The 14593-nt window shown below is 69.6% G+C and carries 22 protein-coding genes and 1 tRNA gene; 4 read left to right on the forward strand and 19 right to left on the reverse strand.

Going from position 1 to position 14593, the window contains the following annotated elements; translation table 11 throughout:
* Positions 1-223 precede the first annotated feature (223 nt).
* From orn to H490_RS21445, 14 genes are all read right to left on the reverse strand, one after another.
* On the reverse strand, positions 224-826 hold the full coding sequence (gene orn, locus H490_RS21385; RefSeq protein WP_017883483.1) for an oligoribonuclease: 603 nt from the start codon (positions 824-826) through the stop codon (positions 224-226).
* Positions 826-1035, reverse strand: a complete 210-nt coding sequence (locus H490_RS21390) for a hypothetical protein (protein ID WP_017883484.1) — start codon at positions 1033-1035, stop codon at positions 826-828. The genes orn and H490_RS21390 overlap by 1 nt, the downstream gene beginning before the upstream one ends.
* Before the next feature lie 127 nt (positions 1036-1162).
* A complete protein-coding gene (gene dnaN / locus H490_RS21395) occupies positions 1163-2260 on the reverse strand; it encodes a DNA polymerase III subunit beta (protein ID WP_017883485.1) in 1098 nt (365 codons plus the stop codon).
* Positions 2257-2448 carry a hypothetical protein gene (locus H490_RS21400; RefSeq protein WP_017883486.1) on the reverse strand — a complete coding sequence of 64 codons (192 nt, stop codon included), beginning with the start codon at positions 2446-2448 and terminating at the stop codon, positions 2257-2259. Before H490_RS21400 ends, dnaN begins: the two co-directional genes overlap by 4 nt.
* Before the next feature lie 37 nt (positions 2449-2485).
* Complete coding sequence (locus H490_RS21405) at positions 2486-3700, reverse strand: DNA-methyltransferase (protein ID WP_031289834.1); 1215 nt, start codon at positions 3698-3700, stop codon at positions 2486-2488.
* 203 nt (positions 3701-3903) lie between these two features.
* Complete coding sequence (locus tag H490_RS21410) at positions 3904-4314, reverse strand: hypothetical protein (RefSeq protein WP_017883488.1); 411 nt, start codon at positions 4312-4314, stop codon at positions 3904-3906.
* 9 nt (positions 4315-4323) lie between these two features.
* Entirely contained in the window at positions 4324-4791 is a 468-nt protein-coding gene (locus H490_RS21415; protein WP_017883489.1) for a hypothetical protein, read from the reverse strand.
* Complete coding sequence (locus H490_RS32025) at positions 4779-4988, reverse strand: hypothetical protein (RefSeq protein ID WP_152424212.1); 210 nt, start codon at positions 4986-4988, stop codon at positions 4779-4781. Before H490_RS32025 ends, H490_RS21415 begins: the two co-directional genes overlap by 13 nt.
* A complete protein-coding gene (locus tag H490_RS21420; protein WP_152424213.1) occupies positions 4985-5359 on the reverse strand; it encodes a hypothetical protein in 375 nt (124 codons plus the stop codon). The genes H490_RS32025 and H490_RS21420 overlap by 4 nt, the downstream gene beginning before the upstream one ends.
* Before the next feature lie 40 nt (positions 5360-5399).
* Entirely contained in the window at positions 5400-6122 is a 723-nt protein-coding gene (locus tag H490_RS21425) for a hypothetical protein (protein WP_017883492.1), read from the reverse strand.
* A 395-nt stretch (positions 6123-6517) separates the two neighbouring features.
* The gene (locus H490_RS21430; protein WP_017883493.1) at positions 6518-6748 is read right to left on the reverse strand and encodes a hypothetical protein; all 231 of its coding nucleotides are present in this window, start codon (positions 6746-6748) and stop codon (positions 6518-6520) included.
* Between the two features lie 6 nt (positions 6749-6754).
* Positions 6755-7015: a hypothetical protein gene (locus H490_RS21435; RefSeq protein ID WP_017883494.1), complete on the reverse strand. Its 261-nt coding sequence runs from the start codon at positions 7013-7015 to the stop codon at positions 6755-6757.
* A 78-nt stretch (positions 7016-7093) separates the two neighbouring features.
* A complete protein-coding gene (locus H490_RS21440; RefSeq protein ID WP_017883495.1) occupies positions 7094-7846 on the reverse strand; it encodes a phage antirepressor in 753 nt (250 codons plus the stop codon).
* On the reverse strand, positions 7843-8172 hold the full coding sequence (locus H490_RS21445) for a hypothetical protein (protein WP_017883496.1): 330 nt from the start codon (positions 8170-8172) through the stop codon (positions 7843-7845). Before H490_RS21445 ends, H490_RS21440 begins: the two co-directional genes overlap by 4 nt.
* 80 nt (positions 8173-8252) lie before the next feature.
* Between H490_RS21445 and H490_RS21450 the strand changes: the two genes are divergently transcribed.
* A complete protein-coding gene (locus tag H490_RS21450) occupies positions 8253-8486 on the forward strand; it encodes a hypothetical protein (RefSeq protein ID WP_017883497.1) in 234 nt (77 codons plus the stop codon).
* A gap of 134 nt (positions 8487-8620) precedes the next feature.
* On the opposite strand, the gene H490_RS32030 is transcribed toward H490_RS21450, so the two are convergent.
* Positions 8621-8953, reverse strand: coding sequence for a hypothetical protein (locus H490_RS32030; RefSeq protein ID WP_238560314.1), 333 nt, complete (start codon positions 8951-8953; stop codon positions 8621-8623).
* A gap of 40 nt (positions 8954-8993) precedes the next feature.
* Here H490_RS32030 and H490_RS21455 point away from each other — a divergent pair, with 40 nt between their 5' ends.
* The 3 genes from H490_RS21455 (at position 8994) to H490_RS21465 (ending at position 11224) form a co-directional block, all read left to right on the forward strand.
* Positions 8994-9419 (forward strand): hypothetical protein, encoded by a 426-nt coding sequence (locus H490_RS21455; protein ID WP_017883499.1) that lies wholly within the window; start codon positions 8994-8996, stop codon positions 9417-9419.
* Between the two features lie 78 nt (positions 9420-9497).
* The gene (locus H490_RS21460) at positions 9498-9974 is read left to right on the forward strand and encodes a hypothetical protein (RefSeq protein ID WP_017883500.1); all 477 of its coding nucleotides are present in this window, start codon (positions 9498-9500) and stop codon (positions 9972-9974) included.
* A 62-nt stretch (positions 9975-10036) separates the two neighbouring features.
* Entirely contained in the window at positions 10037-11224 is a 1188-nt protein-coding gene (locus H490_RS21465; RefSeq protein WP_017883501.1) for a tyrosine-type recombinase/integrase, read from the forward strand.
* Positions 11225-11355: 131 nt separating this feature from the next.
* Here the strand turns inward: H490_RS21465 and H490_RS21470 are convergent.
* From H490_RS21470 to galU, 4 genes are all read right to left on the reverse strand, one after another.
* Positions 11356-11431: transfer RNA gene (locus H490_RS21470), tRNA-Ala, on the reverse strand.
* A gap of 252 nt (positions 11432-11683) precedes the next feature.
* The gene (locus H490_RS31060; RefSeq protein ID WP_128387291.1) at positions 11684-12820 is read right to left on the reverse strand and encodes a hypothetical protein; all 1137 of its coding nucleotides are present in this window, start codon (positions 12818-12820) and stop codon (positions 11684-11686) included.
* A 190-nt stretch (positions 12821-13010) separates the two neighbouring features.
* The gene (locus tag H490_RS21475; protein ID WP_017883503.1) at positions 13011-13616 is read right to left on the reverse strand and encodes a GNAT family N-acetyltransferase; all 606 of its coding nucleotides are present in this window, start codon (positions 13614-13616) and stop codon (positions 13011-13013) included.
* Between the two features lie 3 nt (positions 13617-13619).
* Positions 13620-14546, reverse strand: coding sequence for a UTP--glucose-1-phosphate uridylyltransferase GalU (gene galU / locus H490_RS21480; protein WP_031289842.1), 927 nt, complete (start codon positions 14544-14546; stop codon positions 13620-13622).
* Positions 14547-14593: the final 47 nt, after the last annotated feature.

The raw sequence follows: 14593 nt of genomic DNA on the forward strand, positions 1-14593 counted from the left end.
GACGGGAACGGTGAGCCGGCCGGGGCGAAGAACACCTGCATGCTCGAAGCACCCGCAGTACCCGCAGGAGGTGCAGGAGGTGCAGGCGTTGCTCCCCCGCCGATGTTGAAGCCGTCGAACGAGATGACGGGCAGCCGGCGGTAGGCCGCCGCCGCACGACGTCGACGGCCCCGGATCTTCATCCGGGGGAAGTAACGCGGCTGCCTCGGCAGCTGCCCGCGGCTCATCGTGCACCCCCAGTCGTCGGGACGATGAAGCCCGCCCGCTCGTAATAGCGGTACTCCTCCACCGACTCCCGAATATCCGGCAGAGCACGATGTTCCTCACGCTTCACCGGGGCACCCGCGAACACCTCCGGGGCGCGGCGGCGGGCGAGCTCCTTCACCGTCGACACGTCGATATCCCGGTAATGGAACTGCTGCGCCAAGAACGGCATGTGCGTCTCGATGAAGCCCCGGTCGAACTTCACGTTGCTGCCCAGCATCGGGGCACACAGCGCGTCGTACTCGTCCAAGAACTCGATCGCGTCATCCTCCACATGCGCAATCCCCTCACCCGGGCGAGACGACCGCGCCTCATGCACCTCCGCCACCAGACCCGAAGCACGATGCATCTCCAACACCTCCGGCGACATCCGCAACCACGTCATCATCTCGTGCAACGACTGCGGCACCACCGACGAGAACCGACCCAACTCGTTCAGATCGTTATCCAGCACCACCATCGCGATCTCGAGGATCAGATCACCAGACTTCTCCAAGCCCGTCGTCTCGATGTCGCACCCCACGATGCGATCCTCGTTCACCCTCATCGTCGTCTTCGTCATCAGTTCTTCCTCTCAGTCGGCACGTCCGGTCGGGCGAGCTTCGCGAGCGCAGCCGCCGTCTCGTCCGTGATGTGGGTCGTGATGCGGGCGCCACGGCGAGCACGCCGACGCTGCCGCACCCGCTTCACCCGGTCCACCTCCTGCGCACGCTCCGCCGCCGCACGCAGCCGCGCAGGCACCTCGGCAGGGGTCGGGATCTTCTCGGTCATCGGTTCGTTCCTTCCTCAGCGGCCTCTGCCGCAGTGCTGGGGGTAGTGAAGTCGTCCGCGGTGAGGCCGATGCGTTGCAGCACGTCGACCACGGATGCGGGGAAGTTCCTGGGGAACACGTGGCGCCTCACTTCTGGTTCGCGACCATGAGGTAGCGGTAGCCGTCGCCGGCGGTGAACATCACCGGGCCGGGGCGCGGCGACGACGGCTCGTGCGTGAACCACGCCTGCACCTCGGTGGCTCGGCACGCCGAGAGCCCGTCGAGCACCAGCTGCGGGCGCAGCTTCACCTGCAGATCCAGGTCACCATCGAACGCGACCTCGAAGCCGTCCTCGATACTCGACGCATCCCCCGTGCCCGTGAGAGAGCACTCCGACTCCGAGAACGTGAACTGCAACGCATCCTCCGGCGCAAGAGCGAGCGCGCCCCGCGACGTCGCTGCAGACATCGCGTCAACATCGATCAGCGCGGTCGAGCGAGCGCGCTGCGGGAACAGGCCCGCGACCGGCGGGAAGTTGCCCGCGAGCGTCTGCGACATCAGACGGCCCCGCTCCCCCTCGAACACCACCGCACCCGACGACGTGAGCGCGAGCGACACCTCCTCCGACGACCCCAGCGACTTCGCGGCCTCACGCATCACCGACGCCGGCACCGTCACCGTCGCGCTGCCAGTGGTAGCGCACTCCACGGCGAACATCGCGACCCGGTAACGATCCGTCGCCGACAACGTCACCCCACCCTCGGACACCGCGAGGTGCACGCCGATGATCACGGGCCGCTCCGGTGCAGACTTCGCAGCCGCCAACGCCACCCGGCCCACCGCATCCTCGAACCGGGCGCCCGACATCGAGAACAGAGGCTCAGCATCGAACGTTGGCTGCGGGTACTCGCCCACCGGCATCAGCGGCAGGGACGCGCGCACCGAACCACAGCGGATCAGCATCTCGCGCTCACCCGCCTCGAACACGACCGGCTTCGACGGCAACTTGCCCACGATCCGCAGCAGCGTCGCAGCATGCACCACCGCCGCCCCCTCGGCGGAGATATCCGCGTCGATCGTGGTCTCGGCGGCGGCCTCGTAGTCGTAGACCGTGAGCGTCAGACGACCCGACTCAGCGGTCAGCAGCACGCCGGCGAGCACCGGCTGCAGGGGACGGGCGGGAGACATCGCGGCCACGAACGAGAGCGCGGCGGCCAGGTCGGCACGGTCGATCGCGATCTTCACTTCGAGTCTCCCTTCGCGGCCTGCTCCCAGATGGGCGGACCGAACACGCTCCGCAGGAACGCCTCACTACGGGGAGGCTCGGGCGGGTAGCAGGACTGGCAGCAGGTGCAGCAGTCGTCGTGCTTGCAGGACATGGGGTTCTCCGTTTCGTCGAGAGTGAACTTGCGGGTCAGGGTGCGGGCGGTCATGCTGCGACCGCCTCTCGCGTGCCGGCGGCGAGCGCATTCACGGCGCGACCATCCGGTCGTCGTCGCTGAACAGCGGGATGCTGTAGGGCCGGTCGAGGCGTTGCAGGATCAGCGGGATGTGGGTGCCGTCCTCATCGAGCTCGGCGGCGATCACGTTGAAGCCCTCGGCTCGGGCGGCCTCGATTGTCGTCCCCGAGCCCGCGAACGGTTCCAGCACTGTCCCGCCAGGCGGGGTGACCATGCGCACGAGATAGCGCATCAGGGCGAGCGGCTTCACCGTCGCGTGCCGATGCCCGTCCACTATTGGACGCTCGTCCTTCCCAGCCTTCGCGACGTAGAAGAATCGTGATGCGCCACCGAGATCGTCATACTCGGCACCGGTGGCAGTCATCCCCCAGCCTTCACCGGAAGGCCCAGAACGCGGCTTCCCCCGACGACTCACCGACACTCCCGACTGCCGGTCAAGCTCCGCAGCCTGAGACTCATCCAGCAGCACATTTGACGGGAAGCGGCCCATGGGTGATTCGCCACGCGGCTCAGGCGTGGCAGCGATACTCACAGCTCCCGAATCGCCATAGCGACCGCTTGCCGACGATTCGTCACCGCGTGCACCCTGCGTCCCGGTACCGGTTCCGATCCGGCTCGCGTCGATGTTCAGTGCCCCAACCCCATGTGCGAGCACGTTCGCCACAACCGTGCCATCGATCGGCTTCCGGGCGACCACGACCGGCTCGAACGCGGGCTTGAGCGCGGTGCCCCAGCCCTCCCACACTTCTGCATCTGATGTGACAGGATCCCCCTTCGGTGTGCGCTCGTAGTTCCCTCCCGACATCGCACCGTTGTCCGACTTCACCGCGCCAGCACGACCGCGCCAGTAGCCCGCCGCCTTGTCGATCGCTTTCGCCACGTCCAGCGACTTCGTGAACCCCGACCCATACAGCCATGCGAGCGAATCGCGGATCTCGAACCCGGCATCCTCGACCGCTACAGCGACGCGATGCCACGTTCGCGTACCGCCGAACACGAGCGCGTGCCCGCCCGGCTTCAACACTCGGCACGCCTGCGCCCATACCTCCGGGTCGTAGGCGATCCCGGACGAGTCCCAGCCCTTGCCCATGAAGCCGAGCTCGTAAGGCGGATCCGTGATGATCGCGTCGACCGAGGCATCCGGCAGGGTCGCCATCACCTCGCGGCAGTCGCCGCGGTAGAGCAGCACCGGGGCTTCGTCGTAGACGAGTTCGATCGTGCTCATCATGCGCTCCTCTCTCGGCGGCGAGCGCCGCGCTGGTTTGTGGTGGGTGTGTTGGTGGTGGGCCAGACGTGGCCGCAGTCGCAGCGGTGCCAGGCGACCGAGTGGTTCGGGAAGCGCGTGCAGACGTGAGTCATCGCGCGCGGCTTGCCGGGCTGGACGCAGCGGCCCGGCTTCACAGTGGTGCAGGTGCGGGAGGCCACGAGCTACTCCCCTCGCCCGCACGCGCAGAGGTGCCCGCATCGCGTGCCGTGCTCGTGACCGTGGGGGCCGTCGCACGAGCCGTCATCACACAGGTCCGGGCGGCGGGCCGTGCCCGGGCCGGCGGCGAGCGCGAGCGCGTTGAGTTCGGTGATCTCCGCGAGGCGGTCGGTGAGGAGTCCCTCGGCGATCTCCTGCGCCTGGTCGGTGGGGATGCCGCCGTGGTGGGTGATGCGCTCCGCGAGGGTGTCGCGGAGGGCGAACACGTGGGTGGGGGTGAAGAGGTGGTCGACCTGCATGCTCGGCAGGAAGCCGCCACTGGTGTACGGCTGCTCGGGGGTGGTCTGTGCCTCCTGGCCGGCGGCGTCGGCGGGCGGGTCCGGGAGCGGGTGGCCCTGATTCGTGTGCTCGGTCATGGTCGTCTCCTAGATCAGTCCGGGAGCAGCACGACGCTGCTCGATGAAGAGCTCCTCGAACAGAGCCATCGCCTCAGCGATCTCCTCGAGTGAGTAATCGATCGGTGGGTCGCACGGGGTCAACTGCGCGTCGTCGTCCTGCAGGTACCAGCCCAGGCCCGCACCGAACTGGCCCAGCCGGTAGATCGGCACCTCGCGGGGGTCGTCCCACGAATGCACCATGTAGCCGAGCACCGTCGCCTCACGCGGGTGCGCGTGCACCCAGCCGTGCTCGCCCCTGGTGCCGTCCCCGGTCAAGCAGACGAGGTTCGAGGGGGCGTGCTCGACACCGCGAGAGCGGAGCTTCCGGTGGTGCTTCGACCCGGCGCCCGGGCGGAGGAAGACCCCCGACCACGCCGAACGGTCATCGTCGCGGCCCGCAGCCTCCGCGTAGCCATCCGCCTCCTTCCACACCTTCTCAGCGCTCAGATCGGGCATGCTCGCCTCCACCCGTTCACCGCGACCAGCAGATCCCGAACGTGCACGCGCACCGTGCGCACGATCGCCGTGCCCATCTGCTCGAGCTGCACCACGCCCCCAGCCGCAGCGGTCACGATCCACTGCGAGCCATCGAGCAGCGTGTACACATCCCGCGGCCCCGGATCCACCGGCGTCGACCGGCCCCGTCGGCTCACCGTGCACCATCCGCGGGCGGCAGGTCGTGGAAGAACGCGCGCTTGAAGTTCGGCGAGGCAATCACGGTGCCCGACCCGATCGCCTCACGCACCATCGACCGCGCGCGGTGCGCGTCGGCCTCGTGAAGTGCCGCGGAGCCGCGCGCACGGTCGCGATCGGAGAGCGCCTCGTCACGGTCGTCGAGCGCGGCCTGCAGACGTTCCTGCAGCTGCTCGATCTCGTCCGCGAGGGCCTGCCCCTCGGCGCGGTCCGGCCACGACGGGCGGGCGACCCGGCGCGCGAGGATCGAGTTGATGTGCCGCTCGAGCGAGACGTGCTCGCGGTCGGCCTCGTCCTGCAGCGCGGTGCGCGTCTCAGTCGAGAGGGTCAAGGTCAAGGTGTTCACGATGGGGCTCCCGTCGTCGTGGTGGTCAGGTGTGCTCGATGCGGCCGTCGTCGGTGAGGTACTCCTCGGGCTCGGGGGCGGCCTCGAATCGGGGGCCGGGCGGCGCGGCGGCCGGCGTCGACAGTGCGGCGTATTTCGACGCGGTCTGCCAGATCTCGAACGCCATGCGGGTCGTGCGGCACGGCCCGCAGGGTTCCTCGGTCCCCCACGGTTGATGCTGTGAGCAGAACGGGGACGGGGGCCGCGGTGCATCGGAGTCTGGGGTTCGTGAAGGGGTGCCGTCGCCCGCGCCCGCACGCTCGCTCGCGCTCTCGCGCTCCCACGCGCCCTCCCCCGCGCACGCGCTCGCCCGCGCTCTCGCCTCTACCGTGAAGGTCTCCTGAGACGTTCGTGAAGGCTTCATGAAGCCCTCCGGCGGCGGGAACGCGGAGCCGCGCGGGTCGGGGTGCTGCACCGCGGGCCACACCCGGATCTGCAGCAGACTCCGCCCCCGATCGTCCACGTACAGGCGCAGCCAGTGCACCGCGCTGAGCTGGCCGAGATGCTCGGCGAGCAGCTGCTCGGTCATCTGCTCGTCGTGCTCGTAGATCTCCGCGAGCATCCGGCGCAACCGCACTTCGGCGCGCCCCCAGTCGTCCACGTACAGGCGCAGGCCCGCCGCCGTCACCCGCACCTGGGCCGGCAAAGACCCGATCTGCGGATCGGTGAAGTCGGATGGTGGCAGCCACCGCTGCCGAGCGATCTGCATGAACTGCCACTCCTCTGAAGAACAACTGCTGCGCGGCCAGGAAGTCGGCCTCGGACTCGACCCGGAACGCCTCACGGAACCCCCGCCCGCCGGGGAGTAGCCGCGCGCCCTCCGCCTCGGTCGAGAACGCCGGCAGGAAGCGGGCGCGCAGCTCGGCGAGCACGTCGACCTCGACGTCGGCGACGACGTCGCGCACCATGACCGGGGCGGCCGCATCGAGCGGGATCAGCCCGTCGAGCTTCGCCGTCACCATCGACCACACCCGATCCGGGAGGCCCGTGCGGTTCTCGGGGCGGCGGCGTCGGGTGCGCTGCGTGCGCCCGATCTTCAGCACGCCCAGCTGGGGCCACCAGACCAGATACACCGTCCACAGGCCCGAGCCGACATCGACCCGGCTACTCATCACGACCACCTCGCGAGGTACCGGTCGACCCGGCGCGAGAGGTCCACGAGCCAGTGGAAGGCGCGCAGGATGCGATGACGAGGATGAGCATGACGAGCAGCCCCGGCACGACCGACAGGCCCTGAACGATCGGGCTCGTCCACCACAAAGGCGTGAAGGCCGTGAGCGCCGCGGCGACCGCGAGCAGGCACAGGATCCGCCACGCGTGATCGGTCCAATCCATGACGGCTCACCTCAGACCGATCGGATCCATGCAGTCGGCCGACCGCTCGTGCGGTGTGAAGCGGGCGCCCGGCGCACGGTGCGCGTCGCACACCACCAGGCGCACGGGCATGAAGGGGGCAGCGGGCGCGGGGCGTTCGACGCGGTGCGGGTGCGAGCACGCGGCCGAGATCGCGTGCGGCTCCTGGCGCACACCGCGCGGCGTGCAGACCTCGGACTCGCAAGTGACGAGGGTGCCGGGGGCCAGAGTTCGGGGGTGGATGAGCATGATGTCTCCTGAAAATGGGTGTGCAGTAGCAGGGCCAGGGCCGCGGTCGGCGCCGGCAAGTGGTCGGGAATGCCGGGTTTAGCCGGTGAGCTCCGGGAGGGGTTCGGCGGCTCGGATCCGGTCGCGGAGCCTGCGCAGGCCCTTCGCGGTCACGCGGATCTGCGGGGCGTCCTGCACGAGCTCGGAGGTGTTCGGGTGGTAGTGGGCCTGGATCTTGTGCGCGAGGTCGCCGCCGTCGACGGCCCACTGGTAGGCCTGCCACCGGCCCGCCGAGCGGTAGATCCATCCGAACTCGTGCAGCGTCTTGAAGAGGCGCTGCTGCCCGGTGTCGATGCCGGCGCGCGCGAGGATCTTCGCGGCGTCCGCCACGGAGTAGTCGCCCTTCGCGGACGCGAGTTCGTCCCAGGCCTCGGCCTTGGGGCGCGCGACGTCGAGCTCGGCGAGCGCCGCGGAGGCGGCCTCGAGTACGAGGCGCATGCCCTGCGGCGTCGTCGGGTCCACCTGCGCGGCGCCATAGCTGCCCGTGCGGCGGATCGCGGGGAGCACCTCCTCGAACACCCACCGCTCGAACTTCACCGCGTCCGGGAGGCGGCTCGACACGATCATCCGCATCACGTCCGACTCCGGGATCACCCGCAACTGCTGCACGCCGCCCGCGGTGCGAAGGGGGTGGTGATTCGCCACCCCCTTGCAGTGCTGCCGCACCGCGCTCGTCGCATCCGCGTAGCCGAGCACCGCCGCGACATCACGGGCCACGAACCAGGGCTGCCCGTCGATCGACACCACGCGGACAGGCACGCTCCCGTAGTTGAAGAACTCGACCGCGCTCATCGCTTCGTCCCCTTCCTCGACCGGTACTCCCCCATCGAGACAGGGGCGAGCATTTGCTTCTGGTGCTCGCAGGGCTCACACTCGACCCAGGCGACCACGCACGCGGGACGGAAGCGCCACTGTGCGCCCCGGAACGGCTTGTGCGTCCGAGGATTCACGCCCTCGCGCTGCGTGCCGTGCAGGTCGCCATCGCGAGCCGCCTGACGGATCGTCTCTGGATGCCGACCCGCGATCACCGCGGCTCCGGCGACGTTCACGAACTCCGGCTTCACCCCCGCCAGATCAACAGCCTGCGGGAGGCGTGCCATCTGCTGCACCGCGCTCATGCTGACCGCCTCCACTCGGCGTCGAGCGTCGCCAGCGCAGTAGGCTGGTCGAACTTGACCGCGACAGAGAGGTTTCCAGCATGGCCGTTCAGCTCCACTACAACGGTTCGGTCTTCGATCTCGACTCGAACCGTGGCGACGCCTTCTGGGTGAAGTACATCGACGACACTGTTCAGGCCGTCAATGACGGCGGAGTGCCGCTCCCCCTTGGGATCAACTTGAACGATGGACGCGGAGCCAACCTCTGGCTTTTCCCCGGCACCCCGATCGGAATCGTGGCCGCCCCCGAGCTTCTGTTCCCCGCTGACGCCTAGGTTATGGATGCGGCGCACCGTTGCGCACGGGCCGCAAGCCCCGATCATGCCGACAGGGTGAATCTCGCAGAACGCTGAAGCACCGGGCCGTGCGTCCCCTCCACGGGCGCAAGGCTTCGTCATTCCAGCGGCGCTCATCGTGCCACCGCCTCGGCGGCGAGCGCTGCGGCCTTCGCATCCCGGCTCAGTTCAGCGCGACGAATCAGAGTAGATACCGTGAGGCCAAGCCAAGAAGCGACTGCAGCGAGTTCTTGAGTATTGAAGTTGGGTGAGCCGTTGAGTCGGCTTCCCGCTGTGTGCTCCGTGACGCCGATGACCTTTGCCAGCTCGCGACGCGAACGCTTCTGGCGCGCCATCTCGACTCGGATCTCCTCGGCAATGAGCCGGGCGAGCTCTTCGCCATGCGCTGAGTGATTCATCATGCACACCATATTGGATGACTTGTCATGCGGTGTCAACATCGTCACGCATATTGACAAAAAATCATGCAGGCGCGAGACTGGGCACGTGACCGAGAACACCGATCGATCCCGCCGCTTCGCTGATGCGCTCATCTCCGAGATCAAAGCCGAGATGGGGCGGCGCGACCTGTCGTCCCGAGGACTTGGCCGCCTCATCGACAAGTCGTCCCAGTACATGTCGACCCGTCTCGACGGAGGCAACCCGCGTACGGGCGAGCGCGTCCCTCTTGGCGTGGGAGATCTCGCCGCCATCGCTGACGCGCTGGGCCTCTCGCTAACCGACCTAGTTGAACGTGCCGAGCGGGCTGCCAGCGCTCCCCTTGCCGCACCGGTTTCGCTCGCCGAGCGGCGGGCGAATGTCAGTGGCACCAGCGAAGATGAGCCGGACATCCCCGAGAACGTCCTCGATGAGTGGGCAGGCCGCTACGCCGCCCACCCCGACGACGGCGAGCCCGAGGACCACACCCCCTAGACCCGACAGCACCACGGGCCAGGAGAGGCACAGGCGCCCCTCCTCGGTTCAGTGCACCCAATTTCCGGAAGGAGCAGCATGCAACCCCTCACCTACGACCCCGCATACGATCCCGTCGAGCACCTCGACCGCATGAAGACCCGCCTCGTCGTGCACTCCATCGACCTACCCGCGATCTGGGTGCCCGAGCGCAACATGGTCATCCGCGACCGAGGCCTCCGCTCCGACCTCATCCGCCCCGTGCTCGGCCACGAGTGCGTGCACGTCGAGAACAGTGACCCCGGCGGACACCATCCCCGCCACGAGGCCCGCGCCAACCTCCACTCCGCGTTCCGCATGGCCGACCCCGGCGAGTGGGCCAAGCTCACCGCGATCTATTGCGACTACGACCGCATCTGCCTCGAGCTCGGCATCACACGAGCTCAGTTCCTCGCGCTTCACGAGCACCAGAGACGCAGCGCCGCGTCGCGCCGGCGGCTCGAGCGCTACGGGGACACCATCTACCTCGAGCCCCGCATGGGCGCCGGCCAGTGGGCCGCGCGCATGTCCGCCTAACACCCCACCGGCACGCCCCAGCCCGCCCGGGCTGAGCCGCCGCATACCCGAAAGGAACCATCATGGCCTGGACCGAGCAACTACGCTCCGGCCGCTGGCGCGGCGGCTACCGCGTGCCCGGCGGCGAGAAGCGGTACACGCCCGAGACCTTCGTGCGCGAGCGTGATGCTCAGCGCAAGGCGAGTGCGCTCGAGGAGGAATCGCGAGAGCTCGGGTGGCGGGATCCGCGCGCCGGCGAGCGCACCTGGGGCGACTGGTGCGAGGAGTGGCTGCGCGGGCACTACGTCGAGCGCTCCACCCACACGCGCACGATGAGCATGATCCGCAGCCGGATCATGCCGAAGTGGGGCAACACGCCACTCATCGAGATCGACCGACACCAGCTGCGCATCTGGGCGCTCGAGATGCAGGACGACGGGCTCGCCGCGACTTCCGCGAAGCGCGTCATCGCAGCGTTCTCCACCTCGCTCTCCGCAGCGGTCGACGCCGGCGTGATCGCGGCGAACCCTGCCTTCCGCCTGAACCTCCGCATCCCCGACAACCTCTCGGAGCGGACGCTCACGGGCGAGGAGCAGCACCGCTTGTTCGCGGCGTTCGAACCACAGCACGAAGATGCAACGGACGAAGAGTGGGCAATAGCGCGCAGGGATCAGGCGCTCGTCGCCGTACTGCTGGGTGCGGGACCGCGCTGGGGTGAGGCCGTCGCGCTCGGACCCGAGCACATCCACCGGGCCGAGGAGTCGATCAGGTGGCGGCGCGCGTGGGATGCGCAGAACCGGATCTTGAAGCCCTACACCAAGGGCAAGAAGCGGCGCACGACGCCGATCGCCGAATGGCTGCTCGGCATCATCGACCCCGTGCTGAGCGCGACTGCGCAGGGCGAGTTCCTCTTCACATCGAGCAGCGGGCAGCCGCTCGACTACTCGAACTGGCGACGCCGCAGCTGGGAGCCCGCAGTCGAGCGAGCACGGCTGAACGACGGCTACTCCGAAGACGACAAGGCCACCATCCACACGCTGCGCCACACCTACGCGACCGCGCTGCTCGATGCGGGGTTCACGATCGCCGAGGTCGCGACCCTGCTGGGGCACGCCTCGCTGAGCACCGCCGAACGCTATGCGCACCGCCGGTCGAAGGTGCGGCAGGAGGCCGCCAACGCGGTTTCCGACCCGCGGATCAGGCCAGCCACACCGACGCCGCCGAGTCCCGAAGTGCCCGACAACGTGATCCGGTTTCCGGGCGCCAGCTAGTCGGTCTGCCCCACGTCTGCCCCACGTGACCTTCTCATCGGAGAACTCAGGTCAGCCGAACACACCCATCCCAGAAACACAAAAAGCGGGGCCGATCAGCGATTTCTCACTGACCGGACCCGCCTCTCGTGTGGTGGATCTGAGGGGAATCGAACCCCTGACCTTCTCATTGCGAACGAGACGCGCTACCAACTGCGCCACAGACCCTGACAGCGATCCACTCTAGCAGCCGCCGGGCCGGGAAGTGAAATCGACACCCCGCCCCGTGAGGGGGGTCGCGACGGGTGCGCGAACGAGAAGCGAGGGCGTTCGAGAGGTGTTCGAGCGAGATATGAGAGGGCACGAAAGGCGGATATCGCATGCGGCGTCGGCACACCGCCAGCGATATCCGCCTTTCGGTGGCACAGCGTGACGCGGGCAGCTCGGCCCGTCACCCGGCAGCCTGACCCGCGCGGCGAGCTAGCCCGCGTTGCGTCGGCGGCGCAGCGCGGCGTCGAGGTCGGGCATGCCCTGGCTGGTGTCGCCGATCACACCCATCTGCCGCAGCCGTTCGCGCGCGGCCTGCTGCTGCGCGCTCACCGTCGAACCGGGGGCGCGGCGTGCGGCGCGGCGCGCATCGCCCGCCTCCCGCGCACTGGCGGGTGCGGCGGGGCGCGCCGGGATCTCGGTGCTCGCTGCAGGCGTCTGCGCAGCAGTGGCCGCCTGCTGCGACGCCTCGCCCGATGCGACGGGAGCAGCCGTGGCAGCGGGAGCACCCGATGCAGCGGCCTGAGCGGGAGCGGCCCCCGAGCGGGCGCCTCGCACCTGGGCTCGGGCCTCGCGCAGCAGGATCGAGTCGGTCTGGTTCTCGCGTGCCGCCGGGCGTTCGGCGCGGGCGCGGGCCAGCGCGCGCGCCCGTTCGATCCGCTCGGCCGCGGCGCGCTGCGCGGCGGCGTGGGCCGAGGCGGCCTGCTCGGTCTCCCCCGTCGCGACGGGCTCCTCCGCGGCCGCGGTGTCGAACGCGCGCTCGGCCTGGGCGGTGACGCGCTCGGCATCGATCGAGCGCACTCGCACCCGGCCGGGGGCGAGCAGCACGAGCGCGCCCAACGACGTCACGAAGACGAGGCCGCTCCAGATCAGGATCGCGATACCGCTTCCCCCCACGGCGAAGCCGATGCCGACGAGGGCGCCGAGCAGCCCGACGAGGGCGCCCAGGGCGGAGAACGCGCGCACGCGGCGCACGACGGGTCTGCGCAGCTTGGCGGCGCGCTGCGCGGCGGCCTGCTTGCGGTTCATCTGCTGGGCGAGGATCTCGGCGCGCACCTGCTCGGCGCGGGCTTCGGCGAGCTGAGCCTCGCGCTCGGCCTCCTGCCGCTTCTGGGCGGTGCGCAGCAGCTTCTCGTGGGCCAGCGCCTCGCGCGCGGTGGCCTCCAGGCGCAGCTCCTGCGGCACCTCGGAGGTCTCTGCCAGCACGCGCAGCGTGCGCTGCAGCCGCACGGCGTTGCGCTCGGCGGCGCGGAACTCCCGTCGCCGGATCCAGGCGGGAACCAGCACGGCGGCCCAGAGCAGCGCGGCCACCACGAAGATCACGCCGCCCCCCAGTACACCGCCAGTCATGGGCATCACTGTACGGCGTCCGCGCGATCCGCGGCGCCCGGCGCGCCGTGATCCGGCTCACCGAATCGGGCCCTTCGGCAATTGGCCCGACTTCGTCTCATACGCACCCCGGAGAAGCAGGGTCTTGATGGTACGAAGTCGGGCCGATTCCCCAGCTGGTCGGGCTGAGCGGGCGGGCGGACCGCGCGCCCTACCCGGGCAGGCGCGAGAGCATGCCGCCGGGGGCCTCCTCGCGCGTGACTACGTAGCACTCGTGATCGCGCCAGGCGCCGTCGATGTGGATGTACGAGGCGCGCCGGCCCTCGTACCGCAGCCCGAGCTTCTCGACGACGCGCAGCGAGGCCGTGTTCTCGGGGCGGATGCAGATCTCGACCCGGTGCAGCCCCAGTTCGCCGAAGAGGTAGTCGATGGCCAGCGCGACGGCGGTGGGTGTGACGCCCTGCCCGGCCACGTGCTCGGACACCCAGTAGCCGAGCTGGGCCGACTGCAGGGCGCCGCCGCTGATCTCGGATACGCTCAGCTGGCCCACGACGTCGCCGTCGAGCAGCACGACGAACGGCAGACCGCTTCCCGCGCGCAGCTGCCGCCGCAGCAGGCGCACGGTCGGCCGCATCGAGACCGTGCCCGGCGTCGCGCCCCTTCCCGCGGGGTGCGTCGCCTCCCACCGCTGCAGCCAGCCGCGGTTCTCGGCCAGCAGGGCCCGCAGCGGCTCGGCGTCGCGGGTGCGGATCACCCGCAGTTCGACGCGGCCGGCGCTCAGCGGCGGCGGTTCCTCGATGGGGCGGCCGAGCGGCATGCCTCAGCCGTCGGAGCGGCGCGCGCGCAGGCGGTCGGCGAAGTCGATGATCCAGCTCGAGATCTCCTCGCCGAGCTCTTCGTGGTCGACGCCGAGCAGCACGTTCGCCTTGATCCAGTCGGCCCGGTCTCCGGTGTCGTAGCGGCGACCGCGGAACACCACCCCGTAGACGGGGCCGTCGCCCTTGCCCTGGGCGAGATGGTTGAGGGCATCGGTGAGCTGGATCTCGCCGCCCCGGCCGGGCTCGAGGTCGTCGAGGATGTCGAAGATCTCGGGGCGCAGCACGTAGCGGCCGATGATCGCGAGGTTCGAGGGCGCCTCCTCGGCGGAGGGCTTCTCGACGAGCTCGGTGACGCGCACCACGTCGGGGTCGTCGGTCGGTTCGACGGCGGCGCAGCCGTAGAGGTGGATCGACTCCTGCGGCACCTCCATGAGCGCGATCACGGTGGCGCCCCGGGCGTCGTGCTCGTCGATCATGCGGTCGAGCAGCGGATCGCGGGCGTCGATGAGGTCGTCGCCGAGCAGCACCGCGAACGACTCGGCGCCGACGTGGCGGCGGGCGCAGGCGACGGCGTGCCCGAGCCCGAGCGGCTGGCCCTGGCGCAGGAAGTGGATCTCGGCGAGCTCGCTCGACTCGTGCACCTTGCGCAGCTTGTTCTGGTCGCCCTTCTGCTCGAGCGTGCGCTCGAGCTCGGGAACGCTGTCGAAGTGATTCGAGAGGTTGCCCTTGTTGCGCCCCGTGATGACGAGCACGTCGTCGAGCCCGGCCGCGACGGCCTCCTCGACGACGTACTGGATCGCCGGCTTGTCGACGATCGGCAGCATCTCCTTGGGCGTCGCCTTGGTGGCGGGCAGGAACCGCGTTCCGAGGCCGGCTGCGGGAATGACCGCCTTGGTCACCGAGCTACGAGCGGGCTGAGTATCTGTCATGTCGGCCAGCCTAGCCCGACGCCGGAGCGGGGCAAAGTCGCCCGGCC

The sequence above is a fragment of the Leucobacter sp. UCD-THU genome, from assembly GCF_000349545.1.
GTDB classification, from domain to species: domain Bacteria; phylum Actinomycetota; class Actinomycetes; order Actinomycetales; family Microbacteriaceae; genus Leucobacter; species Leucobacter muris.